Genomic DNA, 25,180 nt, shown 5'->3' with positions numbered 1-25,180 from the left:
GGCGAAGTCTTGCACGATCCTGCCAAAGCGCGCTCCGCCGCTTGCGCGGGCCCGACGACAGGCGTTGGATGTTGACATGATCCTCTTGCCCGAAATGAGCGCCATCGTCGCGCGCCATGCGCCGCCCGACCTGTCGCGCTCGGCCGTGCCGGGCCTGCGCCTGTATGGCAGCGACGCGCCGACGCGGATGGTGTCGGTCGGCTATGACCCCATGCTGTGCCTGGTGGTGTCCGGCGGCAAACAGACGATCCTGGGGGAGACCGTCTATTCCTATCGGGCCGGCGACTGCCTGGTGGTGTCGGCGGAACTGCCGGTCTGCGGCAGCATTATCGAAGCGCCGTACCGCGCCCTGAGCTTCGACCTGAACCCGGCGACGATCGCCGGCCTGATGGTGGAGATCGGCGCCCCCGCCGCCTCGGACCCGTCGCCGCCGTCGGGCATCCATGTGACACAGTTGGAGGACGAACTGCTGGAACCGATGGCGCGCCTGTTGCGCCTGCTGGACCGGCCGCACGAGATCGCGGTGATGACGCCGATGATCGAGCGGGAACTGGTGTGGCGGCTGCTGCACAGCCGGCACGCCGCGACGGTGCGCCAGATCGGCTCGGCCGAAAGCCGCCTGTCGGGCGTCAGCCGCGCCATCAACTGGATCCGCGCCCACTACGCCGAGCCGATGCGGCTTGAGGCCCTGTCGGACCTGGCCGGGATGAGCCTGTCGACCTTCCACCGGCATTTCCGGACGGTGACGACCATGAGCCCGTTGCAGTTCCAAAAGCAGGTGCGGCTGCAACAAGCCCGCGCCCGCCTGCTGAGCGGCGCCGACGGGGCGGCGGAGACGGGTTTCGCGGTCGGCTACGACAGCCCGTCCCAGTTCAGCCGCGAATACGCCCGCCAGTTCGGTCTGCCGCCCGGCCGGGACGCGGCGCGGATGCGCGAGACCCTGGTGGTCGAGGGTTTGGCCGGGATCCGAGCCGCCTAGGGCAGGTGCGCCAGCACCTTCAGCCAACCTTCGGCCTGGGCCAGGTCGATGGCTTCGAACAGGGGGATGGCCAGAAGGAAGACCAGGCCGTCGCGGATGGTGGTCAGGAAGAAGGACGGGCGGATCGACAGTTCGGCCTCGTCACGCCACAGGGCGAAGTTGGGCAGGAAGCGCGGCGTGCGGGCCTTGTAGGCGGCGTAGGCGGCGCCGAAGGTCGCGCCCAGCCAGGCCTCTTCGCGGCGAACGGTCAGATAGAAGACCGCCAGGGACGCGAGGGTGAACAGCACCGCCAGGGTCAGGCTGCCGCTCTGGGCGCCGATGCCGAAGGCGCCGAAGAAGCTGAAGATGTAGAGCGGATTACGGCTGATCGAATACGGGCCGCGCGACACGATCTCGGCCTTCTTGCGCCCGCCGATATAGAGCGAACACCAGGCGCGACCGACGATGGCGAAGACGATGGCGGCGAGACCCACGGCCTCCACCCCTTCGTGCATGGGGCTGTCCAGGCCGAAAGCGGACTGTGACACCATGGTCAGGCCGACAAGCGCCAGCAGGGCGATCAGGACGGCGCCCTTGCGCACTTTTTGAATCGCTTGAAGATCGAAAATCGGGGTGGTTGTCATAATCGCTCCAGTAGAGCGAAAATCCAAGCGCCGGTTTTTAGGCCGTGGCAAGAAGTTTAAATGCAAGCGAAACTCGCTCGCGAATGCTGTGGACGGATGGTTTAGAGCGTCGATAGAATTTCAGGCAGATCGTCCGGCCAGATCGTATCTTCCGACGCCGTGATCTGGGCCGTCGTCCACCAGCGATGCTCGATCAGGACGCGACGTTCTTCCTCGGTCCAGCCGGTCGGCGAGGGGTCGAAGGGTTCGGTGCGCAGCAGGAAGAAGCGCTGGTCCACATGGGACAGGCGGCCGTCGGGCAGGTGGAAATCCACGAGGCGGCGGGCGACTTCAGGGCCAGGATCGGCGACCATCAGGCCGGTCTCCTCGAACAGTTCGCGGCGAGCAGCGTCGGCATAGGTCTCGCCCGGTTCGCAGCCGCCGCCGGGCGTGGCCCAGAAGGCCGTGCCGGCGATCGGCCCGTCGGCGTAGACGAAGCGGAACAGCAGCACCCGCCCCTTCCCGTCCAGAATCAGCCAGCGCGAGGTCGGCCGGTCGGGAAGGACGGGCGCGACCTGCATCACAGGCTCACTTCTTGGCGCCGCCCTTTTGGCCGGTGCGGATACGCCCGGAGCGCGAGACCTGGCGGGCGCCGCCGCGGGCGCCCTTCTGGACCGCCACCGACGAGCCGGCCTTCTTCGACGCGCTGGACTTCAGCCCGCCCAGAACCTTGGGCTGGGCCTTGCGGGTCTTCTTCTGCTCCAGCGCCTTGCCGGGCAGCTTGGACAGGGCCTCTTCCTTCTCGGCCTTCTTGATCCGGCGCGGCGCGGTCTTGGCGTCGCCCTTGTAGCGTTCCGGCCCGGACTTGGCGCCGCCCTCGGCATAGGGGTTCACGCCGCTGGACTTGACGTTCAGCCGGATCGGCGTGCCCGGCAGGTCGAAGCTCTCGCGGATCGAGTTGACCAGATAGCGCTTGTAATGCTCGGGCATCGACTCGGCGCGGTTGGCCATCAGCACGAAGGTGGGCGGACGGGCCTTGGTCTGGGCGATGTATTTCGGTTTGATCCGCTTGCCGTCCACGGCGGGGGGCGGATGTCGTTGGGTGGCCATGGACAGCCAGGTGTTCAGGTCCTTGGTCTTCACCTTGACCGACCAGGTGTCATAGGCCTGAAGCACGGCCGGCATCAGGCGTTCGACGCCCCGGCCCGAGTGCGAGGACAGGGCCACGAAGGGCGAGCCCTTCAGCTGCGGCAGCTTGTCCTCGGCCATGCCCTTCAGCTTGGCCATGCGGGCCTGGGGCTCGTCCTCCAGGTCCCATTTGGACGCGACATAGACCAGGGCGCGGCCTTCGCGCTCGACCAGGTCGGCCAGTTGCAGGTCCTGGGTGTCGAAGGCGTCGTCCTTATCCATCATCAGGATGACGACTTCGGCGAAGGTGATGGCGCGGATGGTGTCGGCGACCGACAGCTTCTCCAGCTTCTCCTGCACCCGCGCCTTGCGACGCATCCCGGCCGTATCGACCAGGCGGATGTTCTTGCCCTCGAACGTCCAGTCAACCGAGATGGAGTCGCGGGTGATGCCTGCTTCCGGCCCGGTCAGCAGGCGGTCGTCGCCGATCAGGCGGTTGATCAGAGTGGACTTACCGGCGTTCGGACGACCGATCACGGCGATGCGGATCGGCTTGTCCGGCTCGTCGATCTCTTCGATGAAGATGTCTTCGGACGCCGTGCGGATGGCCTTGTACAGGTCGGCCATGCCTTCGCCATGCTCGGCCGAGATGGCGACGGGTTCGCCGAAGCCCAGGGCGTGCGCCTCGCCGACGCCGCCGCCGCTCTCGCGGCTCTCGGACTTGTTGGCCAGCAGGATGATGGGCTTGTGCACCTTGCGCAGGCGCTCGGCGAAGATCCGGTCCAGCGAGGTGACGCCTTCGCGGGCGTCCATCATGAACATGACCAGTTCGGCGTCTTCCAGCGCGGCCTCGGTTTGCTCGCGCATCCGGGCTTCCAGGCTGTCGTCGGTGACGTCCTCGTAGCCCGCCGTGTCGATCAGCGTCAGGTCCATATCGCCGATATTGCCGTCGGCGTAGCGCCGGTCGCGGGTCACGCCGGGGCGATCATCGACAAGCGCGAGGCGCTTGCCGACGAGGCGGTTGAACAGTGTCGATTTGCCCACATTGGGGCGGCCGACAATCGCGACCTTCAGAGCCATTTCGGCTTTCTAGCTTAATTCGGGCTGAAGAGTCAGCGAATGCAGATCAGCTGGCCGTTGTCGGTCAGCACGTACAGGGCGCCGTTGTAGGCGGCGGGGGCGATATAGGCGGGGGCGCCCAGTTTCAGCGTCGTCTGGGCGACGCCCGTCTTGGGATCAAAGGCCACGGCCTCGCCGTAGGAGTTGACCATCACCAGACGGTTGGAAGCCAGCAGCGGACCCGACCATTGGGGATAGATGGTCCGACGGCCGAAGTTGAGGAACCCGCCGACCTTGCGCTTGCGCCCCTCGTTCAGTTCGCGGGTCCAGTAGATCTGGCCCGTGTCGCGATTGGCGGTGATCAGCTCGCCCGAGGTGGAGACGATGAAGACCACGTCGCCCACCGGCAGGGGGGCGTTCACGCCGGTGACCGGCAGCTGCCACTTGGGCTGACCCGAGCGCAGGTCCAGGGCCGAAAGAACGCCCGAATGGCTGACGCCATAGACCATGCCCCGGCTGATGACGGGGCGGCCGGCGACGTCGCGGACTTCCGACAGGGCGCTGGTGCGGCTGGTGCGCGACAGGGTCTGTTCCCACAGCGGCTGGCCGTTCAGGGCGCTGAGCGCGACCAACTGGCCCGACGAGAACGGCGCGATGACGGTGTTTCCGGTCACGGCCGGGCTGGAGGCGCGCATGACGCGCGCCGGCTCGGCGATGCCGCGATAGGTCCAGTCCTGGGCGCCGCTGTTGACGTCGAAGGCGAACAGCTGGCTGTCCACATCGACGACGAAGACATGCGCGCCGACGACCGTCGGGGCGCCGTGGATCGGGGAATCGACCTGCTGGGTCCAGACCACGGCGCCGGTCGCGGCGTCCAAGGCCGTCACCGAGCGATAGCCGGACGAGACGAAGACCTTGCCGCCGGCGAAGGCGACGCCGCCGCCGAAGCCGCCGCTGCGGTCACGCTCGGCGTCCTTGACGTTGACCTTCCACAGGATGTCGCCGGTGTCGGCCGAGACGGCCGAGACGGTCGATTCGCCGTCCAGCACGAAGATCTTGCCGTCGGCGGCGACGATGGGCGCCATGACATTGCCGACGCGGGCCGAGCCCTCGCCCACGCTGCGCTTCCAGGCGATCTGGAAATTGGGGGCCGCGATGACGTGTTCGACCAGGTTTTCCGAGGTCCCGCCCGGCTGGGTCCAGGCCGTGGCGGCCTGGGGTCCCGGCAGGAAGTAGTCGCGGCCGGACAGGGCGGCCGACGGCGCCAGCTGCTGTTCGAACTCGAGCACCGAGATGCGTTCGCCGGCCGAGGCGGTCGCCTTGGCGTCGTCCTTCTTGCCCAGGCCGAACGGCAGGTTACGGCTGACCGTGCCGCATGAGGCCATGGTGGCGGCGACGCCGCAGATCAGCGCGACTTTCAGAACTCGGTTCATCTTGGGCGTCCTGTAGGGGGTCGTCACTGTTGGGCCGGGGCGATGGGAGTGGGCGCATTGGCGGCGCCGGCGGCCGGCGGAGCCGCGTTCTTGGCCGCATCGGCGATGCTCTTGAGCGCCCCCGCCGTGCCGGCGTCGATCGTGGCGACAGCAACGTTGGCGCGCTGACGAACATCATCAGGCACGTCCTGTCCCAGTTGCAGCAGGACGAAGGCCTCGCGGGCCTCCTTGGTCTTGCCGTGCTGCAGGCGGGCCAGGGCCAGGGCTTCCTGGGCGAAGGCGTGCAGCGGGCGCTTGTCTTCGGCCAGGGGCGTCAGGCGAGCCTCGATATCGGCCAGGGGCGCCGTGTCCATGATCAGCAGGGCCGCCTTGAACGCCGCCGGGTCCGACAGGATCGGATCGCTGGAGGTCTTGGCGGCCTGGTCGAACAGGCGGACGGCGTCAGGGATCTTGTCGGCGGTCACGGCCAGGCCGGCCTGCTGCTGCAGGGCCAGGACCTTGTAGGCGTCATTGCCTTCCTTGACCGTCTCCTCGAAGGCGAGACGGGCCTCGGCGGGCTTTTCGGCGCGCAGGGCCTCCATGCCGCGATCATAGGCCTCGGCGCCCTTGGCGGCCTTGCTCGAATTCAGGCTGTCCCAGCCCCACCAGCCCAGGGCGGCGACCAGGGCGACCACAAGAATGACGCCCACGACGGGCAGCCAGGTGCGGGCCAGGCGCTTGTACCGGTCGGAGCGAAGCTCCTCCTCGACCTGCTCGAAGACATCAACCACTGAAACGTCGCCCCAAAATCGCTAAAAGCAAACCGGCGCGGACCCTAGAGGTTCGCCCTTGCCGCCGCAACGTAGCCCGTTACTGCGAAGCCGGCTTTTTCGAGAAGTAGGTCTCGACTTCGGCAGGAAAACGGCGGGTTTTCACATCATTGGCGAAAGCGGCCGCCGCACGGTCGATCTCGGTGCGCAGATCCGCGTATTTGCGCACGAATTTCGGGGTCCAGTCGAACAGTCCCAGCATGTCGTTGACCACCAGAACCTGGCCGTCGCAGGCGGCCGAGGCGCCGATGCCGATGGTGGGGACGTCGATGCTCTCGGTGATCTCGCGCGCCAGCGATTCGGCCACGCCCTCGATGACGATGCAGAAGGCGCCGGCCTCGCCCGTGGCCTTTGCTTCCGCCATGACACGGTCGCGTTCAAAATCGGTGCGTCCCTTGGCCTTGAACCCGCCCTCGGCCAAAATCGCCTGAGGCCGCAGTCCCACATGGCCCATGACCGGGATGCCGCGCTTGACCAGGAAGGCGACGATCTCGGCCAGTTCGACACTGGTCTCCAGCTTCACCGCCTGGGCGCCGGTTTCCTTCATGACGCGCACGCAGTTGTCATAGGCGGCTTCCTTGCCGCCCTCATACGAGCCGAAGGGCATGTCGACCACGACCAGGGCCCGGCGCGAGCCCCGCACCACCGCCTGGCCGTGCAGGATCATCATCTCCAGCGTCACGCCGACGGTGTTCGGAAGGCCATGGACCGCCATGCCCAGGCTGTCGCCCACCAGCAGCACGTCGCAGTGCGGATCCAGCAATCCCGCCATCGGGGCGTCATAGGCGGTCAGGCAGACGATGGGCTCGCCGCCCTTGCGGCCAGCGATATCAGGCACGGAGACGCGCTTGATCTTCTCCTGGGTGTGAACGGACATCGAGAGGCTCCTGACTTCAAGTCGGGTCAGATAAGCCCCGCGATCCCGCAAGTCACCCTCACACGTCCTGAGACAGTTTCACCAGGCCCGCCGCCAGCACGGCGACGAGGGCTCCAGCCACGATCCAGAAGGCCATCATGCCCGACCCGTCCATCAGATCGAACGATCCGACACCCAAGCCCTCCAGCCCAGATTGGGCCGCGCCCTGAGCCGTCGCCGCCGCCGTCCGCACGCCCTGCGTCAGAGTCGTCTCTCCGTCCGCAGAGAAGTTGAAATTCACCCCCTCGCGCACCGCCAGGACGCCGCCGACCAGGCCGGCCCCGGTCAGGGCCAGGGTGCGCCAGCGCGACCGTTTCTCCATACTGGCCTGGACGGTCGCCAGGAACAGGGCCTCGTCGGCCAGTCGCGGGCTCTGCGCGAACAGCCGCTCGATCATCGGATCGAATTCATCAGCCGACATGGGTCGACCTCCCGCCTGATGCCTGCGCCGGCTGAAGCCGGGCGCGGAGTTTATCCAGACCACGTTTGACATGAGACTTCACCGTGCCGAGCGGCAAATTCATGGCCGCCGCGATTTCGGGGTGGGACATTCCTGCGCCGTGGCACAGGGAGACGCAGACCCGCTCGGTTTCGTTGAGCGTCTTCATCGCCTCGTCCAGGTCCATGAAGCCGGCGTGATCGACCACGACGTCGGCCTCGTCCGCCTCGACTTCCGCGACATAACGGGCCTCGCGCGCGACGCGCTTCAGATACAGGCGGGCGGCGATCTTCTTGATCCAGCCGGCGAAGGTCCCCTGCCCCCGAAACTCCGAGCAGCGCTGGAACCCCAGCAGGAAGGCGTCCTGGGCCACGTCGTCGGCCAGGGACGGCGCCGCGCCCATGCGGCGGAGCAGGCCCCGGACCGCCGACCCGTGCCGACGGACCAGTTCGCCATACTCCCGCCGTCCGCCGGCCGCCGCCTGGGCGGCCAGCTCGACGTCGTGGAGATCGCGCAGCAATGACGGCCTCATGGCGTCTTTCCCCGATCGCGGCCGTCAGTCCGCGTGCTTGTTGAAAAAGCTGAGGACGATGAAGGCGAGGCCGATGGTGATCGGTATGCAGGAGACGCCCAACAGGGGGTTCTGCATACCGCCGTTCCAGGCATTGCCGCCGAGATCACTGACGATGCCGAATGCTGCAATGCCTATGCCCGTCGCCAGCCAGATGATGCCACGACGGATATCCTTGGTGCGCGAGGGGAGACTTTTCTGCACGTCCTTGGTCAGGGCGTCGATCAACTCAGGCGGCAATTGCTGTCCCTTGTCCACCGCATGACGAACGGTCTCCTGAATGTCGCGCTTCTCGCGATACTTCAGGAATGTCGGACCGAAGACGATGGCCGTGATGGTGCCGAAGACGGCGAATATGGCGAACAGCGGGATGAAGTCTTCCATGGCGTGGGCCCTTTTGATCCGATGCGACAGCCTGATGCGGCGGCCTTCTGATCACAAGAGGCTGTGGGATGCGCGTACGGATGCGCGGCCCGACGTGAAATCTTCGTAAGGTCGCGACGCGAAGCCCATGACGCGACAACGGGTTCGGGCTAACGTCATGGCCTGACCCCCTGAAGGAGATTCCCATGGCCCACGTCACCTATCGCATCGTCGAGCACGACGGCGGATGGGCCTACCAGTCCGGGGGCACCTATTCCGAGACCTTCGCCACCCACGAGGCCGCCAAGGCCGCTGCGGTCCGGGCCGCGCGCGAACAGAAGGTGCCGGACGAAAACGCCGCCATCGAATACGAAACCGCCGACGGCCGCTGGGTCACGGAAAGCGCCGACGGACACGACCGCCCGGCGACCGACGTCGAAGACTGACGGCCCCCGCCCCTATTCGAAGACGGCGGCGTAGGCTTCGGGCTTGAAGCCGACCAGGCGCCGGTCCCCCAGATCCAGGACCGGCCGCTTGATCATCGAGGGCTGGGCCGTCATCAGGGCGACGGCCTTGTCCCGATCAATGTCCGCCCGGTCGGCCTCGGGCAGTTTCCTGAAGGTCGTGCCGGCGCGGTTCAGCACCGTCTCCCAGCCGTGTTCGTCGATCCACTGGCCCAGTTGGACCGAGTCGACGCCCGCCTTCTTGTAGTCATGAAAGACATAATCGACGCCGTGCTGGTCCAGCCAGACGCGGGCCTTCTTGACGGTGTCGCAGTTGGGAATGCCGTAGAGGACGACGGTCATGGGCGGTCCTTTTCCTTGGGGCGGCCGCTGTGCCTGTAGATAGTCCTCCTGACAAGCCTGGAAACCCGCTGTTCATGAGCGGGGACCCAATACTCATCGCCCCGCCAGAACACGGTTTCCCATGTCGATCCGCGCCGCTTCAAAACGTGTCCTGGCCTTGATGAGGACCAGGGCGGCGCTGTCCGCAGTCTCCATGATGGCGACGATGACGGCGATGATGGCCGCCATGATCGTCGTGGTGTTCGGGAACCTGTCCACCATCGAGGCCGCAGACCGCGCGGTTCACCACACCCGGGTTGTCGAAACCGCGGCGGCCGATCTTCTGGCGTCCAGCCTGGATCAGGAAACCGGCGTCAGGGGATATGGCGAAAGCCGGGGCGAACCGGCTGCGCTCGAACCCTATTTTGCAGGCCAGGCGAAGTTCAGCGAAGAACTGCAGACCCTCTACCGTCTGTCGAGCGACAGTCCGCAGCAGACCGCCCGACTGGACGCCCTGCGTGAGGGGCTGGACCGCTGGCGTTCCGTCTATGCAAGCCCTCAGTTGGCCCGTCCCCAAAGCCAGATCGCCGATCCCGCCCTGGCGGACCGAGGTCGAGCCGCTATGGACGAGGTGCGCCAATTGCTGGACGATCTTCGTGCGGAGGAGGCCTTGGCCACCCAGGAACGCGAGAAGGCGCGTGATCGCGCCTATACGACCGCACGGATCGTCGTCGGCGGTGTCGGCCTGGCGGCGCTGGGGTTCGGGGCGAGCCTGGGTCTTTGGGCCGTCCGCGCCTCGGCGCGACGTGAACGCGAAGCCGTGGCCTTCGCCAAGGCCAAGACGCGAACCCTGGCCGTCGTCAGCCACGAGATCCGCACGCCGCTGAACGGCATGCTGGGCATGTTGCAGGCCATGGCGGCCGAGCCGATGGCGGCGACCCAGAAGGAACGGCTCGAGGTCGCGCTTGAATCGGGAGAAACCCTGACGGCCCTGCTCAATGATCTGCTGGACGCGTCGAAGATCGAGGCAGGACGCCTGGAGTTGCTGGAGGCCGATTTCGACCTGACGCGTCTGCTCGCGCGCATGGAGACCGCCTTCGGCGAGACGGCGCGCAAGAAGGGCGTGCTGCTGCGGATCGACATCGCGCCCGAAGCGGCAGGCGATTGGATCGGGGACAAGGTGCGGATCGGCCAGATCCTGGCCAATCTGATCTCGAACGCCGTGAAGTTCACCGATCAGGGCGAAGTGGCCTTGTCCGTCGACGTCCCGAGCGCAGGCCTGCTTCGGATCGCCGTGCGTGACAGCGGCATGGGCATGAATGAAGCCACCCTGGACCGCCTGTTCTCACCCTATGCGCAGGCCAGCGCCGAAACCGCGCATACGCATGGCGGCACCGGCCTGGGCCTGGCGATCTCGCGCTCGCTGGCGCGGATGATGGGGGGCGACATAACCGTCACCAGCGCGCTCGGTCAGGGCTCCTGCTTCACCCTGGAGCTTCCGCTGCAACGCGGGCGTTCGGCCGCGACCGAGCCCGAGAGCGCAAGAAGCCTGGCCGACCTGCATGTCCTGGCGGCCGACGACAACGCCGTGAATCGCCAGGTTCTGTCCGCCATCCTGCCCAGTCTGGGCGTCGAGCTGACGGTGGTCGAAAACGGCGACCAGGCCGTGGCCGCTTGGCGTGAGGGCGCCTATGATCTGGTGCTGCTGGACCTGCGCATGCCGCTCTGCGACGGCTTCGAGGCCGCCCGCCGAATTCGCGCCGAAGAGACGCCCGGCCAGCGCACGCCCCTGATCCTGTTGTCCGGCGACGTCTCCGCGTCGGTGCGCCAACAAGGCCGTGAGGCCGGTCTGGACGGCTTCGTCGCCAAGCCGCTGGACATCCATATGCTGATCGAGGCGATGAGCGCCGCCCTGCCGCCCGCCCACACGCTGGCCGCCTGACTCCCGCGCCCTGATCAGAATCGTTTTGTCAGGCCCAGGCTGAACACCCGTCCACGCGGGTCGGCGACGACCGGGTCGTAGCCGAAGGCGTACTGGGCCAGAGGCGGCGCCTTGTCCGCCAGATTGACCACGCCCAGGGCCAGGTCGAGATCGAGGCCGAGCGTGCGGGTGTAGAGCAGATCGACGGTGGTCTGGCTGGCGATGGTGGTGTCGTTGATCCCGCTGCGGTCGTTACGATAACCGGCTGTGTAGTGGACCAGGCCGGTCAGGGCGTGACCGCCGCCGCTCCAGGACAGGGCGAATTCGCCGCGATTGCGCGGCAGGGACCGGCCGATATTGTTCAGATTGGTCGAGCCCACGCCCGACACCTGGGCCGCGCCGTCGCTGAGCCGGATGTCGTAACGGTCCACATAGGTCCAGGTCGCCGAGGCCGAGGCCCGCCCGCCCCACAGCTCGCGACCGTAACGCGCCGCCAGGTCGATCCCCTGCGTCTCGATGGAAGAGGCGTTGACGAAATAGAGCTGGACGAAGGTCAGGGCGCCGCCGGCCGAACGGGTGATGCGCGACTGGGCGTCCGTGCCGGTGCGGCCCGCCGCCGTATCGGCCGCCGCCTGATCGATGATCGCTTGGGCCGATTCCTTGACCACCTGGTCGGCATAGTCGAAGCGCCAGGCGTCCAGGCCCAGTTCCAGCCCCTCGATCGGACGCCACAGGGCGCCGAAGGTCAGGCTCTCGGACTTTTCGGGTTTCAGGTCGGCGTCGCCCGAGGTCAGGGTGTTGACGAAGACGAACGCCCCCCAATCGAACACCGACGGCTGAGAGGCCTGGGCGCCGGACTGGGCGTAGACGGACGGGGCGCGGAACCCCTGCCCCCACGAGGCGCGCAGCGCCAGGGCGTCGGTCACGTCCCAGCGGACCGCCGCCTTGGGGCTGAACCGCCCCTGATCGCCGTCATAGGACTCATAACGCCCGGCCAGTTGCGCCTCGATCCGGCCGCCCAGATGGATTCTGGCCTCGGCGAAGCCGGCCAGGGTTTGCTGGTCGCCCTCGAAGTCCGGCGAAAACCCGGCGGTCAGCAGTTCGCCGGCGTTGACCAGATCGCTCCAGTCATGACGGAAAACGCTGCGGCGATACTGGGCGCCCAGGGCCACATCGACCCGCCCCCCGGCCCAGGCCAGGGCCTGGCCGCCGGTCGAGGCGTCGGCCGTGGTCAGGCTGGACGCGCCGCGCAGACCGGTTGAGCCGGTCAGGCTGTCGATCAGTTCGGCGCTGTTGGCCGTGCCGGTCCCGAGATAGGCGCTGCCGAAGGGATTGAAATACTGACAGGCGCCGACGCCCGGCGACCCCGTCGCCGCATCGCAGCCGGCGCCGCCCAGACCATTCAGGGCGTTCCGCAGCGCGCTGCCGATCACGTCCGGCTTGTCATAGGCGACATGCTGGCGGCTGGCGGTCGCGGCCAGGCTCCAGGTCCAGCCGCCGGCGAAGTCACCGTCCAGACCGGCGGCCAGGCGCCAGGTCTCATACTCGAACACGGCGGTCGAAGCCCCGGCCTCTGCGCCCAGAAGCCGGCCCCGGAACAGGACGTCCTCGCCGAACGGATTGTCGGGGTGCGAGGCCGGCACGGTCAGGGACTGAGCCAGGATGGGCAGCGACGGCGTCTGGCGGGCGCGGGTTTCGGAGGTCGACCAGGCCGCCTGAAGCGACAGGCTCATGTCCCCGACCGGACGGCGATAGTCGGCGAAGACCTGGGTGCGCGTCTCCTCCGGCGTCAGGTCGAAGAAGTCGGAATAGTCGAGGCGGCAGAAGGCGTCGCCGGCGCTGTTGCGATAGGCGGCGTCGAAGGCGGGATTGTCGCAGACCGGGTCCGGCGCATAGCCCCCCGTGCCGGGCCGGTAATAGGAGCCCGGCTGACCGTAGCTGGTCACGGCGGTCCAGGACGCGCGGCCGTAACGGTCCGCCTGGGTGAAGTCGCGCTCGTCGGTGCTGAGCGCCGACCGGTGGAAATGCGAGGCCGCCAGGGTCAGGTCGCCGCCCAGCAGCGCAAAACCGCCGATGGCCTGGATCACGCTCTCTTCCGATCCGTCGGCCACGGCGTATTTGGCGCTGATCTCGGGCTCCGCCACATTGTAACGGGTGATGAAGTTGACCACCCCGGCCACGGCGTCCGAGCCATAGACGGCCGAGGCGCCGTCCCTGGCCACCTCGACCCGCTGCAAGGCGATCATGGGAACGAGCGAGTTGATGTCGACGAAGGCCGAGCCGTCGGTCGCCACCACGGCGCTGGTCGTCCAGCGCTGGCCGTCGACCAGGACCAGGGTCGAACCCAGGCCGAGATTGCGCAGATTGAACTGGGCCGTGCCGGAGCTCTGCGGCTGATTCAGCTGATCCACCTGGGCCTCGGAGCCCGAGTTGGCGGTGATCAGGCGGACCAGTTGCGAAGCGTCGGCGACGCCGGCGGCCGCGATGACGTTCCGCTCCAAAGTCTCGACCGGCGCGATCCGGTCGCCGCCGGCGATGCGCGATCCGGTGACGACGATATCGTCCACGCGCGACGGCCCCTCCTGCGCCTGAACCGCACACACGCCCGCCAGCCAGGCGACCGAAGCCGTCGCCATCAGGATTTTACGCCGCGCCATGTCTGTGCTCCCCAAAACCGTGACGGCGGCTTCTAGCGAGGGCGGGTATTTTGCGAAAGAGTAATTTTGCAGATTTGCAAATTAGCGATTCTGCATACGCTCTGGAATATCGCGAGCCATTGATCCGGCGATGTAACCGGTTACGGTAGAGAAAAATGGAAACAGTTCAGGGAAGAAGCATGGCGAACGTCCGTCTGGTCGACGTGAAGAAGGCGTTCGGCGCCGTCGAGGTGTTGAAGGGCGTCGATCTGGAGATCGCCGACGGCGAGTTCGTGGTCTTCGTCGGCCCGTCCGGCTGCGGCAAGTCCACCCTGTTGCGCACCATCGCCGGGCTGGAAGAGGCGACGACGGGCGAAGTCTCCATCGGCGACCGGGTGGTCAACGACCTGTCGCCGTCCGACCGGGGCATCGCCATGGTGTTTCAGTCCTACGCCCTGTATCCGCACATGACGGCCTATGAAAACATGGCCTTCGGGCTGAAACTGGCCAAGACGGACAGGGCCAAGATCGATCGCCGCGTGCGCGCCGCCGCCGAAGCCCTGAGCATCACCGACTATCTGGACCGCAAGCCCAAGGCCATGTCCGGCGGACAGCGCCAGCGCGTCGCCATCGGCCGCGCCATCGTGCGCGAACCCGACGTCTTCCTGTTCGACGAGCCGCTGTCGAACCTGGACGCCGCCCTGCGGGTTCGGATGCGCTACGAGTTCGCACGCCTGCACGCCGAGCTGAAGACGACGATGATCTATGTGACCCACGACCAGGTCGAGGCCATGACCCTGGCCGACCGGATCGTGGTGCTGAACGGCGGCCGGATCGAACAGGTCGGGGCGCCGATGGACCTGTACCAGCGCCCGGCCAATCTGTTCGTCGCCGGCTTCATCGGCAGTCCGCGCATGAACCTGCTGGCGGGCGAGGTGGTCGCCGCCTCGGCCGCCGGGGCCACGGTGCGGACGACGGCAGGCGAGACGATCCGCGTGGCGGTGGACGCCGCCTCGGCCAAGGCCGGCGACCGCATCACCCTGGGCGTCCGGCCCGAACATCTGAACCTGGCGGCCGAGGGCGACGGGCTGACCGCCAAGGTCCTGTTCGTCGAGCCCCTGGGGGCGACGACCATGGCCCATCTGAAACATCCGGCGTCGCAGGACACCCTGACGGTCCAGCTGGCGGGCGGGGCTCCGGCCAGGGTCGGCGAATCGCTGACCCTGCACGTCCCCGCCGACCAGGCCCATCTGTTCGACGCGGAAGGTCGCGCCTTTTCCCGACTTTAGCCGCGCTTTTCGTCACCGCCGATGAAGGCGCCGGCGATCCAGCTGACCACGCCGGTGACGATGGCCGCCCCGATTCCCGCCCACAGGCCGTCCACGGCGAAGCCGTTCAGGAACAGGGCGGTCAAGCCGATCATCGCCGCGTTCACGATCAGCAGGAACAGACCCAGGGTGACGACCGTGATCGGGAAGGTCAGCACCACCATGATCGGCCGCACGATCGCGTTGACCAGGCCCAGAATGATCGCCGCCGCGATCAGCGAGCCGTTATTGGTGAAGTCGACGCCCGGCACGATCTGGGCCGACAGCCACAGGCCGGCCATGGTGACGACGGCCTGGATGATGAAACGGATCATGTTGTCCTCAATGATGTGGAAGCGTCACCATAACGCGGCATGCCGGCAAAGGCTCCCCCTCGCCCGCCCCGGCTGCTAGTCAGGGCGCTGATCCAGACTGCGACACGATACGGAGACCGGCCATGAGCCTTCACGGCGAATACGACCCCGACAACATCTTCGCCAAGATCCTGCGCGGCGAGATCCCCTCGGTGAAGGTGTGGGAGGACGACCACGTCCTGGTCTTCATGGACGTGTTTCCCCAGTCGGAAGGCCATGTCCTGATCATCGCCAAACAGTCGCAGGCGCGGAACCTGCTGGAGGTCGAGCCGGACATCCTGGCCCGGCTGACGGCCGCCCTGCAACGCACGGCCGTGGCGGTCGAAAGGGCGCTGAAGCCCGACGGGATCGCCGTGATGCAGTTCAACGGCGACGCCGGCGGCCAGACCGTCTTCCACCTGCATTTCCACATCATCCCCCGCTGGGCCGACCGGCCGATGAAGGGACACGGCCACGCGCCCATGGCCGAAGCCGCCGCCTTGAGGCCCCTGGCCGACCGGATCGCCGCAGAACTGGCCTGAGCGTGGCGGATCCGTCTTGCACAGGCGTGAATCCGTCCGCATAAGGCCAGCCAGTCCTCAAGACCGGGGCCGGTTTAGCTCAGTTGGTAGAGCGCCAGTTTTGTAAACTGGATGTCGCGGGTTCGATTCCTGCAACCGGCACCATCTCTTCACGACTTGGCCCTGCAGTTTTGCAGGTGGCGCCTTGAGGGCGCAGCGGATCACAGACCGATATCGAACGGGTGCGCTTTCACGGCGTTTCAGTCGGGAAGGCACGGGCGACCACGCGGTATGGCTTTGACCATAGCCGAGCCCTGAAGGGTGGCGAGACGCCGATCGCGCCGAAACACTCAGGTCGGAACATCCTTGTCCAATACGGCTTAGGTATCTGACGGCCGCGAAGACAAGCCGGGGCCACGGACGCACGACACTCATCAATCGGCAGGGAAACGCCCTGAATGCACGCCACTTACTGCGGTCCTGCGCCGCTTCCCGGCGAACTCGCCACGAGCTGGAATCTGGACCCGATTCTTCTCGCCGCGCTGTTCGCGCTGGGCGTGGGCCTGCGGCGCGACCGGGCCGGACTGGCCGGCGTGGCGGTGTTGGCGATCGCCTTCGTCTCTCCGCTCTGCGCCCTGTCGGCGGCCCTGTTTTCAGCGCGGGTCGTGCACCACGTCCTGCTCATCGCCGTCGCCGCACCGCTTCTGGCCTTGGCGGTCCCGGCGCCACGGCCGGGGGGGATCGTGATTCCCTTCGTGGTCTCGACCGCCGTCCTCTGGATCTGGCACATTCCCGCAGCCTATGACGCCGCCCTGACCAACATCCCAGTCTATTGGGTGATGCAAATCTCGCTGCTCGGCAGCGCGATGCTGTTCTGGCGGGCGGTCCTGGCCGGGGACGGCGCGCCTGTGGATCGCCTCGGGTTTGTGATCGCCGCCTTCGCCCAGATGGGGCTGCTCGGCGCCCTGCTGACCTTCGCCCCGACGTCCCTCTATGCGGCGCACAGATTCGCGCCCCTGGCCTGGGGCATGACCCCGCTTGAGGATCAGGCCCTGGGAGGGCTGATCATGTGGGCGCCGGCGGGGATACCCTACGCGATCGCAACCATCTGGATCGCGCGCCAGGGCTGGTCGCGACTGAAGGCGACGCGCGCATGATCGACTGGCTCGCACCCGCCGTTCCGCTGTTCAAGGCGGCCCATATCGTCGCCCTGGTGATCTGGTGCGGAGGGCTGCTGGCCCTGCCGTTGATGTTGACGCGCCATGACCCGAACATCTCGATTGAAGACTATCGCGTCGTCCGGAACGCCTCGCACCTGACCTATACGATGTGCGTCACGCCGGCGGCCGTCATCGCCGTGATCGCCGGCACCTGGCTGATCTTCCTGCGCGAGGTCTATGTGCCGTGGCTGTTCGCCAAACTGGCGTTCGTCGCGATGCTGGTGATGGCCCATGGCTGGATCGGCCACACCCTCGCGCGGATCGGCGAAGACCCTGACGAACACACCCCGCCCCGGCCCTATATCCCGATCGCCCTGGTTCTCTTGCCGATGTTGATGATCCTCACCCTGGTGTTGGCCAAGCCGACGCTGGCCTGGGTCGTCCTGCCGGACTGGCTGACGGACCCCCGGAGCGGTCAGCTCTTGTTCGACACGCCCAGTCGATAGTCGAAGACGAGTTTGCCGCCATGCCAGCCCGTTACCGCCACCACCCCGACACACAGGGCCGAGAGCAGGATGCCGTAAGGCAAAACGGCCGTCTCATATCCATAGAGACGATGCCCCCAGTTCGCCCCGAGCAGCGCCAGCAGGGTCACCGCGATGATGAAATGGGTCCAGGCCGGAGCCCGCGCCCGGATGCCCGACACCATCAGAAGTTCAGCCGTGCCGGAAACGCCCGCCAACATGCCGAACAGAAAACCCGTGCCGGCGGACCACAGGGCGGCCCGGGCCCAGAAGCCGTCGCCCGTCCACCAGTACAGGGCGTCCGCACCCAGGGTGCAGAAGGTCAGGGCCACGGGGAAGGCGACGCTCATCGCATGAATCGGGTGACCGAACACCGCGACGCGCGACTCGGTCGCGGAAAATCCGGGCGCGGCCGCAATCGGGTCGATCAGGGCCTCGGCTTCCTCTTCGATCTTGTCCGTCATTTCCCGTCCCTGCCGCGTCCCATGGTGGTTCTGACAACGGCGCTGGCGCTGGCGGGTTGCGAGGGGGCCCTGTCGACCGTCGATCCGGCCGGCCCCGCCGCCCGCACCATCGCTCAGATCTGGTGGGTGATGCTGATGGGGGCCGTCGCCATCTTCGCCCTCGTGATGGCCCTGGTCGCGCTGGCGTTCCGGGCGCGCGGCCCCGTTGACGAGACGCGGCACGAGCGCCTGTGGGTGATCAAGCTGGGCGTAGCCTTTCCGGTCGTCGTGCTGCTGGCCCTTCTCGCCTATGGGCTGGCGGCGGGGGAGCGCTTGCTGCCCAGGCAGGGCGCGGATGTCGTCCGCGTCGGCGCCGAGGCCCGCCGGTCCGCCTGGGCCTTCAGCTACGCCGATGTTGCGGGGCTGAGGACCGACCATGTGCTGCACATTCCCGCCGGGCGGCCCGTCGATGTCGCGATCACATCCACGGACGTGATCCACAGCTTCTGGGCGCCGCGCCTGGCCGGCAAGATCGACGCCATTCCCGGCCATGTGAACATCCTGCGCATCGAGGCCGACGCCCCCGGCGTCTATGCCGGCCGAAGCGCCGAGTTCAGCGGCGTCGGCTACGACGATTTCGCCTTCACCGTGGTCGCCCACGACCCCGCCTCCTGGGAGCGCTTCGTCCGAAGCGGCACGCCATGAACATGCTCCAGCGCCACCGCCGCCTGACCGAAATCTGGTCGTCCGAGCCCGGCGCTCGCGGCCTGTTCTCGACCGTCAACCACACCGACCTCGGCCGGATGTTCCTGGCCGTGTCCTTCTTCTTCTTCCTGGTCGGCGGCGTGCTCGCCATGCTGATCCGGGCCCAGCTGGCGACGCCCCATTCGGCCTTCGCCGGGCCGGAGATCTACAACCAGATCTTCACCATGCACGGGACCATCATGATGTTCCTGTTCGCCATCCCGACGTTCGAGGGACTGGCCATGTATCTGCTACCCAAGATGCTGGGCACGCGCGATCTCGCCTTCCCCCGCCTCTCCGCCTACGGCTTCTGGTGCTATGTCTTCGGCGGGACGATGCTGCTGGTGTCGATGGTGCTGGGCATCGCGCCGGATGGCGGCTGGTTCATGTATCCCCCGCTGACCGGGCCGATCTACTCGCCGGGCATCAACACGGATTTCTGGCTGATCGGCATCACCTTCGTCGAGATTTCGGCGATTGCGGCGGCGGTCGAGATCACCGTCTCGATCCTCAAATACCGCGCCCCCGGCATGTCGCTGGACAAGATGCCGATCTTCGCCTGGTACGCGCTGGTCACCGCCCTGATGATCCTGACCGGCTTTCCGCCGCTGATCCTGGGCTCGATCCTGCTGGAGCTGGAACGGGCGTTCGGACTGCCCTTCTTCCAGGCCGAGTTCGGCGGCGACAGCCTGTTGTGGCAGCACCTGTTCTGGCTGTTCGGTCACCCGGAGGTCTACATCATCTTCCTGCCGGCGGCGGGGGTGATCTCGACCATTCTGCCGGTCATGTGCCGAACGACCCTGCTCGGCTATGGCTGGATCGTGGCCTCGGCCACGGGACTGGCCTTCCTGTCTTTCGGCATCTGGGTCCACCACATGTTCACGACGGGAATCCCGCACATGGGGCTGGCCTTCTTCTCGGCCGCCTCGACCCTGGTGGCGGTGCCGACGGGGGTCCAGCTGTTCGCCTGGATCGGCACCATGTGGAAGGGCAGGCCCAGTCTGCGCATGCCGATGCTGCACCTGCTCGGCTTCTTCTTCACCTTCGTGATCGGAGGGCTGACCGGGGTCATGGTCGCTGTGGTTCCCTTCGACTGGCAGGCGCACGACACCGCCTTCATCACAGCCCACCTCCACTACGTCCTGTTCGGCGGCTTCGTCTTTCCGATCCTGGCCGGCCTCTACTATTGGATGCCGCACGTCAGCGGCCGTGCGCGGTTCTTCCGGCTGGGCGAGCTGGCCTTCGCCCTCGTCTTCATCGGCTTCCATGTCACCTTCCTGGCCATGCACTGGGTCGGTCTGCTGGGCCAGCGGCGGCGGATCTCGACCTATCTGCCGGAGGACGGCTGGACGACCGTCAACCTGATCTCGTCGATCGGCAGTTTCGTGCTGGCCATCGGCATCGCCATGGTGATCGTCGATCTGGTGCTCCACGCCTTCACCGCGCGACGCAGCCGTCGCGACCCCTGGCAGGCCGGAACCCTGGAGTGGGCGATGATGACGCCGCCGCCGGCGTATAATTTCGCCAGCCTGCCCCATGTCGACAGCCGCCAGCCGCTCGCCGACGATCCCGAGCTGACGCTCCGCCTTGCGCGCGGTGAAGGCTATCTCTCGGAACCCGAACAGGGGTGGCGCGAAAGCCTGACGGTCGAGATCGCGACCGGCAAGCCGGACTTTCACATCATCTACCCGACAAACACCCGCCTGCCGATCCTGATGGCGGCGGTCACCGGGGTGTTCTTCGTCTCCCTGTTGCTGAAGTTCTACTGGACGGTTCCGCTGGCGGTGGTCGGGGTGACGATCCTGGCGTGGCGCTGGGCCTGGTCGCTGGGACGCACGACCGATCTGCCCCCTCGGTCGATCGGTCGCGGCCTGACGCTGCCCAACGCCACCCAGGTCAGCCGTTCGCCCAGCTGGTGGGGGTCGGCCCTCCTGCTGACGGCCAATGCGACCTTTTTCGGCTCGCTGCTGTTCGGCTTCGCCTTCCTGTGGACGGTCGCCCCGTCCTGGCCGCCGCCCGCCTGGTTGACTTCGTCGGCGCCGGAGCTGGCGCTGGGCCTCATCGGGGCCGGGCTTGGCGTGGTGGCGATCCGACGCGCCGCGCGGACCAATCGAGAGGGCCAGGACGCCCGGCCTTGGCTGGGCCTGACCTTCGTCGCCGCCCTGGGGGTTGCGGCGGCGGCGGGCGGGGTGGTCCTGCGGGCCCCGACGCCCGGCGACCACGCCTATGGAGCGACGCTCCTGGTGCTCGGATCCTACGCCCTGTTTCACGCCGTCCTGGCGGCCCTGATGGCCGCCTTCCTCACCGCCCGCGTCGTCAGGGGCTTCACCTCGCCCAGCCGTCAGGCCGAATTCCCGGTGGTGACCCTTTGGGTCGACTACCTGGCCGGCGCCTCGACGCTGATCCTCGTCGTCGCCCATCTTCCGGGATTGCTGACGTGAAGGATATCCTGCGCATCCTGGTCGCGCCCCTGGTCTGGCTGGCCAGCTTCAGCGCTGTGTACGGCCTGCACGGGCTGATCTGCGGACACGGGATCGGCGGGTCGGCTTTCGGCCTGGTCTCCGTCCCGCGCCTGCTGATGGGGGGGGGCTATGGGCTGGCGGTGCTGCTGCAGTTGGGTCTGATCCTGGCCCTTCACGCCGCGCGCTTCAGTTCGCCCTCGCCGTTCGTGCGCTTCGTCAGCCGCGCCACAGCCTGGGTGGGACTGATCGCGGCGGTCTGGACGCTGTTGCCGACGGTGGTCACGACCTACTGCCTTTGACGAGCCGACAGCGAGCGATGATCACCGACTTGATCTGGATCAGATCGTCTCCCGACCTTGCCCCTAGTATCCAGGGCTCGAAGCGCGGGACAGGACGATGCGTCATTTCATCGACACGCAAGATTTCACGAGCACAGAGCTCCGGTCGCTGCTGGAGCTGACCGGCCTGCTCAAGGCCGCCGACAGACAGGGAGGCTTGCCGCCTCTGCTGGCGGGGGCCTCCCTCGGGATGATCTTCGAGGAGCCTTCGACCCGAACCCGCATCTCGTTCGAGGTCGCCATGACGCGGCTCGGCGGGCACGCCCTCTATCTGAAGCCCGGGGAGATTCACCTCGGCGTTCGCGAGAGCATCAAGGACACCGCCCGGGTGATGAGCCGGATGGTCGACGCCATCGAGGCGCGGACCCTGAAACACGCCACGGTGACCGAACTGGCGCGCTGGGCGACCGTCCCGGTGATCAACGGCCTGACCGACTACAATCACCCGACCCAGGTGCTGTGCGACGTCTTCACCATGATCGAGCACAGTCCGGACGGGAAACGGCTCGAGGATTTGCGGGTCGCCTTCATCGGCGACGCGACCAATGTCTGCTCGTCGCTGATGATGATCTGCACCCGGCTGGGCCTGAACTTCACCCATTGCGCGCCCGCCCGCTACCAGGCCCCCGAGGCGTGGCAGGCGATCGCCCGGGCCAACTGCGCTGCGTCCGCCGGCTCCTTCACGGTCACCGAGGATCCGCAGGCCGCCGTGGCCGGTGCGGATTTCGTCTATACAGACCTGTGGTGGTGGGTCGGCCAGGAGGCCGAAATCCCTGAGCGCACCGCCGCCTTCATGCCCCGGTACCAAATCAATGAGGCCTTGCTGGCCCATGCCCCGGCGCACGCCAAATTCATGCACTGCCTGCCCGCCTCGCGAGGCGTCGAGGTGACGGACGCCGTGATGGATGGCCCTCGCTCGATCATCTACGACCAGTCCGAGAACCGGCTGCACGCGGAAAAGGCCATTCTCGCCGCCTTCGTCGCCCCGCGCCTGAAGCCGCGGTCGGCCGCGCGCTCGCATTGGCATGCCGGGCGCATTGCAGAGTTTCTCAAGCACCATCCCCTCACCGAGCCGGCTTCGCCGGCTCTCCTGTCGGAGGTCGACCGCCATGTCTGACGCTGTTTCCGCCACGCCGCGCCCGCGCTTCAAGCGCGTCATGGGCCTGTTCGACGTCACCCTGTTCACCGTCTGCGCCATCCTGGTGATCGACACCCTGGCCGCATCGGCGGCGATCGGCCCCTCGGCCCTGTCGTGGTGGGTGATCACCTTCCTGCTGTTCTTCATCCCCTACGGCCTGATCACCGCTGAACTGGGGGCGGCCTATCCCGGCGAGGGCGGCATCCAGCAATGGATCCGGCGCGCCTTCGGCGATCGCTGGGCGGCGCGCACGACCTGGTACTACTGGGTCAACGTCGCCCTGTGGATGCCGTCGGGATACATCCTGATGGCCGGACTGGTCGCCCAGATCGCAGGCGTCGAGATGAGCCTGTGGGGCAAGATCGGCATCGGGATCGGGGCCACCTGGCTGACCGTCCTGATCGGCGTCACCAGCCTGGCGACGGCCAAATGGGTGCCCAATCTGGGGGCGGTCATCAAGGCCGCCATCATGCTGCTGATCGGCGGTGCGGGGATCTACGTCCTGACCACCCGGGGACCGGCCAACGACCTGTCCTGGCCGAGCCTGATCCCGCAATGGGGCGCCGGTCTCGCCTTCCTTCCGGTCATTGTCTACAATTTCATGGGCTTCGAACTGGTCTCGGGGGCCGGCGAAGAGATGCGCAACCCCGCCCGCGACGTGCCGATCGCGGTCATCACGGCCGGCCTGCTGATCTCGGGCTTCTACCTGCTGGCGACCTTCGGCATTCTCGTGGCCCTGCCCGTCAAGGACATCGGCCTGATCGAAGGCCTGCTCGACACCCTGAGGTCGCTGATGGCCGGGGCTCCGGGGCTGGACGTGATCATCCTCCTCATCGGCGTCGGGGCGGTCTTCACCATCCTGGCCAATCTGGTCACCTGGTCCATGGGCGCCAACCGCACCGCCCAGGCCGCAGCGGCCGACGGCGAACTGCCGACCGTGTTCGGGCGGCTGCGCAAGTCCAACCAGACCCCGGTCGGAGCCTATCTCCTCACCGGCCTGGTCTCGACCTTCGTGATCGTCGTCTATGGCGTCTTCGCCAGCAGCGCCGAGGACCTGTTCTGGTCGCTGTTCGCCTTCAGCTCGGTCATCTTCCTGCTGCCCTACCTGGTCCTGTTCCCCGCCTTCCTGCGTCTTCGGGCCCGCGACGCGGAGACGCCCCGTCCCTACCGGGTTCCCGGAGGCGCGATCGGGGCCAGCGTCATGGCGCTGGTCTGCACCCTGTTCATCGTTCAGGCGATCTTCTTCTTCCTCTGGGTTCCAGGACAGCCGGTGGATTGGCGCAAGACCGGCCCGATCCTGGCCGGCGTGCTGCTGATCCTGGGGCTCGGCGAGATCGTCATCGGCGTGATGAAGGCCAACCGGCGCGGACCGCCCCCCGGCCCGGTCCGCTGAACCCAATCTCTCGTTTCCGAAAAGGTCCGCCATGTCTGAGGTTCTCGACACCACGCCCCGCGCCGACGGATTCCGAATGCCCGCCGAATGGGAGCCCCATATCGGTTGCTGGATGCTGTGGCCCGAGCGTTCGGACAATTGGCGGGGCGGCGCCAAGCCGGCCCAGCACGCCTTCGCTGCGGTGGCGGCCGCGATCGCCGAAGGCGAGCCGGTCACGGTCTGCGTCTCGCCCGCCCAGTATGTGATCGCGCGCGCCATGCTCGCGCCGGGCGTGCGGGTCGTGGAGATGACCAGCAACGACAGCTGGATCCGGGACTGCGGCCCGACCTTCGTCGTCAACGACCAGGGCGTGGTGCGCGGCGTCGACTGGAAATTCAACGCCTGGGGCGGCCTGACCGACGGCCTCTACTTCCCATGGGACCAGGACGATCTGGTCGGCGAGAAGGTCATCGAACTTGAGCGCGACGATCGCTACGCCCCGGACTTCGTGCTGGAGGGCGGCTCGATCGACGTCGACGGCGAAGGAACGGTGCTCGCGACCGAGGAGTGTCTGCTGAACCCCAACCGCAACCCCGGCAAGACCCGTGAGGAGATCGAGCAGTCGCTGCGCGACTACCTCGGCGTCGAAACCGTGCTGTGGCTGGAGCACGGCGTCTATCTCGACGAAACCGACGGCCACGTCGACAACATGTGCCGCTTCGTCGCCCCCGGCGAGGTCGTGCTGACCTGGACGGACGACCGCGCCGATCCGCAGTACGCCCGCTCGGCCGCGGCGCTGGAGCGCCTGGCGGGTTATCGCGACGCCCGCGGGCGTCCTCTGCGGGTGCACAAGCTGCACCAACCGGCGCCGGTGCTGATCACCGCTGAAGAGGCCGCCGGCGTCGACAAGGTGGCCGGCACCCTGCCGCGCGAGCCCGGCGACCGGATGGCGGCCTCCTATGTGAATTTCTACATCGCCAACGCGGTGGTGGTCGCGCCTGCCTTCGGTGATCCGCAGGACGCCCCCGCAATGGAGACATTGGCCCGACTGTTCCCGAACCGGCGAATCCTCTCCGTGCCTGCGCGGGAGATCCTGTTGGGCGGGGGCAACATCCATTGCATCACCCAGCAGGAACCGCTGGGGGCGCGCGAGCGCGCCGCAAGTCGGCCCCGGTGA

The 25,180-nt window shown here is 67.2% G+C and carries 27 protein-coding genes and 1 tRNA gene; 14 read left to right on the top strand and 14 right to left on the bottom strand.

Annotated features, from left to right (window positions below; genetic code table 11):
- The first annotated feature begins 76 nt into the window (after positions 1-76).
- On the top strand, positions 77-979 hold the full coding sequence (locus ACP7CK_RS05180) for an AraC family transcriptional regulator N-terminal domain-containing protein (protein WP_426025325.1): 903 nt from the start codon (positions 77-79) through the stop codon (positions 977-979).
- Here the strand turns inward: ACP7CK_RS05180 and ACP7CK_RS05175 are convergent.
- The 9 genes from ACP7CK_RS05175 to ACP7CK_RS05135 form a co-directional block, all read right to left on the bottom strand.
- Positions 976-1,602: a methyltransferase family protein gene (locus tag ACP7CK_RS05175; RefSeq protein ID WP_426025324.1), complete on the bottom strand. Its 627-nt coding sequence runs from the start codon at positions 1,600-1,602 to the stop codon at positions 976-978. The genes ACP7CK_RS05180 and ACP7CK_RS05175 overlap by 4 nt on opposite strands.
- 101 nt (positions 1,603-1,703) lie before the next feature.
- The gene (locus tag ACP7CK_RS05170; RefSeq protein ID WP_426025323.1) at positions 1,704-2,162 is read right to left on the bottom strand and encodes an NUDIX hydrolase; all 459 of its coding nucleotides are present in this window, start codon (positions 2,160-2,162) and stop codon (positions 1,704-1,706) included.
- Positions 2,163-2,169: 7 nt separating this feature from the next.
- Positions 2,170-3,789: a ribosome biogenesis GTPase Der gene (gene der, locus ACP7CK_RS05165; RefSeq protein WP_008259997.1), complete on the bottom strand. Its 1,620-nt coding sequence runs from the start codon at positions 3,787-3,789 to the stop codon at positions 2,170-2,172.
- Positions 3,790-3,821: 32 nt separating this feature from the next.
- Positions 3,822-5,201 (bottom strand): PQQ-binding-like beta-propeller repeat protein, encoded by a 1,380-nt coding sequence (locus ACP7CK_RS05160; RefSeq protein ID WP_040349441.1) that lies wholly within the window; start codon positions 5,199-5,201, stop codon positions 3,822-3,824.
- A 23-nt stretch (positions 5,202-5,224) separates the two neighbouring features.
- A complete protein-coding gene (locus tag ACP7CK_RS05155; protein ID WP_426025322.1) occupies positions 5,225-5,971 on the bottom strand; it encodes a tetratricopeptide repeat protein in 747 nt (248 codons plus the stop codon).
- 79 nt (positions 5,972-6,050) lie between these two features.
- The gene (gene panB / locus ACP7CK_RS05150) at positions 6,051-6,887 is read right to left on the bottom strand and encodes a 3-methyl-2-oxobutanoate hydroxymethyltransferase (RefSeq protein ID WP_426025321.1); all 837 of its coding nucleotides are present in this window, start codon (positions 6,885-6,887) and stop codon (positions 6,051-6,053) included.
- Positions 6,888-6,945: 58 nt separating this feature from the next.
- The gene (locus ACP7CK_RS05145; protein WP_292147561.1) at positions 6,946-7,347 is read right to left on the bottom strand and encodes a hypothetical protein; all 402 of its coding nucleotides are present in this window, start codon (positions 7,345-7,347) and stop codon (positions 6,946-6,948) included.
- Positions 7,337-7,897: an RNA polymerase sigma factor gene (locus ACP7CK_RS05140; RefSeq protein ID WP_426025320.1), complete on the bottom strand. Its 561-nt coding sequence runs from the start codon at positions 7,895-7,897 to the stop codon at positions 7,337-7,339. The genes ACP7CK_RS05145 and ACP7CK_RS05140 overlap by 11 nt, the downstream gene beginning before the upstream one ends.
- A 24-nt stretch (positions 7,898-7,921) precedes the next feature.
- On the bottom strand, positions 7,922-8,320 hold the full coding sequence (locus ACP7CK_RS05135; RefSeq protein ID WP_292147558.1) for a DUF6249 domain-containing protein: 399 nt from the start codon (positions 8,318-8,320) through the stop codon (positions 7,922-7,924).
- Positions 8,321-8,505: 185 nt separating this feature from the next.
- Here ACP7CK_RS05135 and ACP7CK_RS05130 point away from each other — a divergent pair, with 185 nt between their 5' ends.
- Entirely contained in the window at positions 8,506-8,745 is a 240-nt protein-coding gene (locus ACP7CK_RS05130) for a DUF2188 domain-containing protein (RefSeq protein ID WP_183195572.1), read from the top strand.
- A gap of 12 nt (positions 8,746-8,757) precedes the next feature.
- On the opposite strand, the gene ACP7CK_RS05125 is transcribed toward ACP7CK_RS05130, so the two are convergent.
- On the bottom strand, positions 8,758-9,105 hold the full coding sequence (locus ACP7CK_RS05125) for an ArsC family reductase (RefSeq protein WP_426025319.1): 348 nt from the start codon (positions 9,103-9,105) through the stop codon (positions 8,758-8,760).
- A 93-nt stretch (positions 9,106-9,198) separates the two neighbouring features.
- Entirely contained in the window at positions 9,199-9,333 is a 135-nt protein-coding gene (locus ACP7CK_RS05120) for a hypothetical protein (RefSeq protein ID WP_255343239.1), read from the bottom strand.
- Between ACP7CK_RS05120 and ACP7CK_RS05115 the strand changes: the two genes are divergently transcribed.
- Complete coding sequence (locus tag ACP7CK_RS05115) at positions 9,311-11,026, top strand: ATP-binding protein (RefSeq protein ID WP_426025318.1); 1,716 nt, start codon at positions 9,311-9,313, stop codon at positions 11,024-11,026. The genes ACP7CK_RS05120 and ACP7CK_RS05115 overlap by 23 nt on opposite strands.
- Positions 11,027-11,040: 14 nt before the next feature.
- On the opposite strand, the gene ACP7CK_RS05110 is transcribed toward ACP7CK_RS05115, so the two are convergent.
- Complete coding sequence (locus ACP7CK_RS05110) at positions 11,041-13,662, bottom strand: TonB-dependent receptor domain-containing protein (protein ID WP_426025317.1); 2,622 nt, start codon at positions 13,660-13,662, stop codon at positions 11,041-11,043.
- Positions 13,663-13,841: 179 nt separating this feature from the next.
- Here ACP7CK_RS05110 and ACP7CK_RS05105 point away from each other — a divergent pair, with 179 nt between their 5' ends.
- Positions 13,842-14,930 carry an ABC transporter ATP-binding protein gene (locus tag ACP7CK_RS05105; RefSeq protein WP_426025316.1) on the top strand — a complete coding sequence of 363 codons (1,089 nt, stop codon included), beginning with the start codon at positions 13,842-13,844 and terminating at the stop codon, positions 14,928-14,930.
- On the opposite strand, the gene ACP7CK_RS05100 is transcribed toward ACP7CK_RS05105, so the two are convergent.
- Positions 14,927-15,283 carry a phage holin family protein gene (locus ACP7CK_RS05100; protein WP_008260563.1) on the bottom strand — a complete coding sequence of 119 codons (357 nt, stop codon included), beginning with the start codon at positions 15,281-15,283 and terminating at the stop codon, positions 14,927-14,929. The two genes, ACP7CK_RS05105 and ACP7CK_RS05100, sit on opposite strands and share 4 nt — an antisense overlap.
- Positions 15,284-15,405: 122 nt before the next feature.
- Between ACP7CK_RS05100 and ACP7CK_RS05095 the strand changes: the two genes are divergently transcribed.
- From ACP7CK_RS05095 to ACP7CK_RS05080, 4 genes are all read left to right on the top strand, one after another.
- Entirely contained in the window at positions 15,406-15,843 is a 438-nt protein-coding gene (locus ACP7CK_RS05095; protein ID WP_426025315.1) for an HIT family protein, read from the top strand.
- A gap of 68 nt (positions 15,844-15,911) precedes the next feature.
- Positions 15,912-15,987 (top strand) — tRNA-Thr (locus ACP7CK_RS05090).
- 293 nt (positions 15,988-16,280) lie between these two features.
- On the top strand, positions 16,281-16,979 hold the full coding sequence (locus ACP7CK_RS05085; RefSeq protein ID WP_035307395.1) for a cytochrome c oxidase assembly protein: 699 nt from the start codon (positions 16,281-16,283) through the stop codon (positions 16,977-16,979).
- Positions 16,976-17,488 (top strand): CopD family protein, encoded by a 513-nt coding sequence (locus tag ACP7CK_RS05080; RefSeq protein WP_426025314.1) that lies wholly within the window; start codon positions 16,976-16,978, stop codon positions 17,486-17,488. Before ACP7CK_RS05085 ends, ACP7CK_RS05080 begins: the two co-directional genes overlap by 4 nt.
- Here the strand turns inward: ACP7CK_RS05080 and ACP7CK_RS05075 are convergent.
- On the bottom strand, positions 17,458-17,970 hold the full coding sequence (locus ACP7CK_RS05075) for a DUF2231 domain-containing protein (protein WP_008264091.1): 513 nt from the start codon (positions 17,968-17,970) through the stop codon (positions 17,458-17,460). The two genes, ACP7CK_RS05080 and ACP7CK_RS05075, sit on opposite strands and share 31 nt — an antisense overlap.
- Positions 17,971-17,991: 21 nt before the next feature.
- Between ACP7CK_RS05075 and ACP7CK_RS05070 the strand changes: the two genes are divergently transcribed.
- The 6 genes from ACP7CK_RS05070 (at position 17,992) to aguA (ending at position 25,180) form a co-directional block, all read left to right on the top strand.
- Positions 17,992-18,654 carry a cytochrome c oxidase subunit II gene (locus ACP7CK_RS05070; protein WP_426025313.1) on the top strand — a complete coding sequence of 221 codons (663 nt, stop codon included), beginning with the start codon at positions 17,992-17,994 and terminating at the stop codon, positions 18,652-18,654.
- Entirely contained in the window at positions 18,651-21,134 is a 2,484-nt protein-coding gene (gene ctaD, locus ACP7CK_RS05065; protein WP_426025312.1) for a cytochrome c oxidase subunit I, read from the top strand. Before ACP7CK_RS05070 ends, ctaD begins: the two co-directional genes overlap by 4 nt.
- Entirely contained in the window at positions 21,131-21,454 is a 324-nt protein-coding gene (locus ACP7CK_RS05060; RefSeq protein WP_426025311.1) for a hypothetical protein, read from the top strand. The genes ctaD and ACP7CK_RS05060 overlap by 4 nt, the downstream gene beginning before the upstream one ends.
- Before the next feature lie 97 nt (positions 21,455-21,551).
- Entirely contained in the window at positions 21,552-22,610 is a 1,059-nt protein-coding gene (gene ptcA / locus ACP7CK_RS05055) for a putrescine carbamoyltransferase (protein WP_426025310.1), read from the top strand.
- Positions 22,603-24,024, top strand: a complete 1,422-nt coding sequence (locus tag ACP7CK_RS05050) for an APC family permease (RefSeq protein WP_426025309.1) — start codon at positions 22,603-22,605, stop codon at positions 24,022-24,024. Before ptcA ends, ACP7CK_RS05050 begins: the two co-directional genes overlap by 8 nt.
- Positions 24,025-24,055: 31 nt before the next feature.
- Positions 24,056-25,180, top strand: a complete 1,125-nt coding sequence (gene aguA / locus ACP7CK_RS05045) for an agmatine deiminase (RefSeq protein WP_426025308.1) — start codon at positions 24,056-24,058, stop codon at positions 25,178-25,180.

The sequence above is a fragment of the Brevundimonas sp. TSRC1-1 genome (genome assembly GCF_049898245.1).
Taxonomy (GTDB): domain Bacteria; phylum Pseudomonadota; class Alphaproteobacteria; order Caulobacterales; family Caulobacteraceae; genus Brevundimonas; species Brevundimonas mediterranea_A.
This window is presented reverse-complemented; position numbering and strand designations above follow the sequence as displayed.

Bases quoted from the DNA above. Each gene is read 5' to 3' on its own strand.
- ACP7CK_RS05180 (WP_426025325.1), top strand. From the start codon at position 77: ATGATCCTCTTGCCCGAAATGAGCGCCATCGTCGCGCGCCATGCGCCG.
- ACP7CK_RS05175 (WP_426025324.1), bottom strand. From the start codon at position 1,602: ATGACAACCACCCCGATTTTCGATCTTCAAGCGATTCAAAAAGTGCGC.
- ACP7CK_RS05170 (WP_426025323.1), bottom strand. From the start codon at position 2,162: ATGCAGGTCGCGCCCGTCCTTCCCGACCGGCCGACCTCGCGCTGGCTG.
- der (WP_008259997.1), bottom strand. From the start codon at position 3,789: ATGGCTCTGAAGGTCGCGATTGTCGGCCGCCCCAATGTGGGCAAATCG.
- ACP7CK_RS05160 (WP_040349441.1), bottom strand. From the start codon at position 5,201: ATGAACCGAGTTCTGAAAGTCGCGCTGATCTGCGGCGTCGCCGCCACC.
- panB (WP_426025321.1), bottom strand. From the start codon at position 6,887: ATGTCCGTTCACACCCAGGAGAAGATCAAGCGCGTCTCCGTGCCTGAT.
- ACP7CK_RS05145 (WP_292147561.1), bottom strand. From the start codon at position 7,347: ATGTCGGCTGATGAATTCGATCCGATGATCGAGCGGCTGTTCGCGCAG.
- ACP7CK_RS05140 (WP_426025320.1), bottom strand. From the start codon at position 7,897: ATGAGGCCGTCATTGCTGCGCGATCTCCACGACGTCGAGCTGGCCGCC.
- ACP7CK_RS05135 (WP_292147558.1), bottom strand. From the start codon at position 8,320: ATGGAAGACTTCATCCCGCTGTTCGCCATATTCGCCGTCTTCGGCACC.
- ACP7CK_RS05130 (WP_183195572.1), top strand. From the start codon at position 8,506: ATGGCCCACGTCACCTATCGCATCGTCGAGCACGACGGCGGATGGGCC.
- ACP7CK_RS05125 (WP_426025319.1), bottom strand. From the start codon at position 9,105: ATGACCGTCGTCCTCTACGGCATTCCCAACTGCGACACCGTCAAGAAG.
- ACP7CK_RS05115 (WP_426025318.1), top strand. From the start codon at position 9,311: ATGACGGCGATGATGGCCGCCATGATCGTCGTGGTGTTCGGGAACCTG.
- ACP7CK_RS05120 (WP_255343239.1), bottom strand. From the start codon at position 9,333: ATGGCGGCCATCATCGCCGTCATCGTCGCCATCATGGAGACTGCGGAC.
- ACP7CK_RS05110 (WP_426025317.1), bottom strand. From the start codon at position 13,662: ATGGCGCGGCGTAAAATCCTGATGGCGACGGCTTCGGTCGCCTGGCTG.
- ACP7CK_RS05105 (WP_426025316.1), top strand. From the start codon at position 13,842: ATGGCGAACGTCCGTCTGGTCGACGTGAAGAAGGCGTTCGGCGCCGTC.
- ACP7CK_RS05100 (WP_008260563.1), bottom strand. From the start codon at position 15,283: ATGATCCGTTTCATCATCCAGGCCGTCGTCACCATGGCCGGCCTGTGG.
- ACP7CK_RS05095 (WP_426025315.1), top strand. From the start codon at position 15,406: ATGAGCCTTCACGGCGAATACGACCCCGACAACATCTTCGCCAAGATC.
- ACP7CK_RS05085 (WP_035307395.1), top strand. From the start codon at position 16,281: ATGCACGCCACTTACTGCGGTCCTGCGCCGCTTCCCGGCGAACTCGCC.
- ACP7CK_RS05080 (WP_426025314.1), top strand. From the start codon at position 16,976: ATGATCGACTGGCTCGCACCCGCCGTTCCGCTGTTCAAGGCGGCCCAT.
- ACP7CK_RS05075 (WP_008264091.1), bottom strand. From the start codon at position 17,970: ATGACGGACAAGATCGAAGAGGAAGCCGAGGCCCTGATCGACCCGATT.
- ACP7CK_RS05070 (WP_426025313.1), top strand. From the start codon at position 17,992: ATGGTGGTTCTGACAACGGCGCTGGCGCTGGCGGGTTGCGAGGGGGCC.
- ctaD (WP_426025312.1), top strand. From the start codon at position 18,651: ATGAACATGCTCCAGCGCCACCGCCGCCTGACCGAAATCTGGTCGTCC.
- ptcA (WP_426025310.1), top strand. From the start codon at position 21,552: ATGCGTCATTTCATCGACACGCAAGATTTCACGAGCACAGAGCTCCGG.
- ACP7CK_RS05050 (WP_426025309.1), top strand. From the start codon at position 22,603: ATGTCTGACGCTGTTTCCGCCACGCCGCGCCCGCGCTTCAAGCGCGTC.
- aguA (WP_426025308.1), top strand. From the start codon at position 24,056: ATGTCTGAGGTTCTCGACACCACGCCCCGCGCCGACGGATTCCGAATG.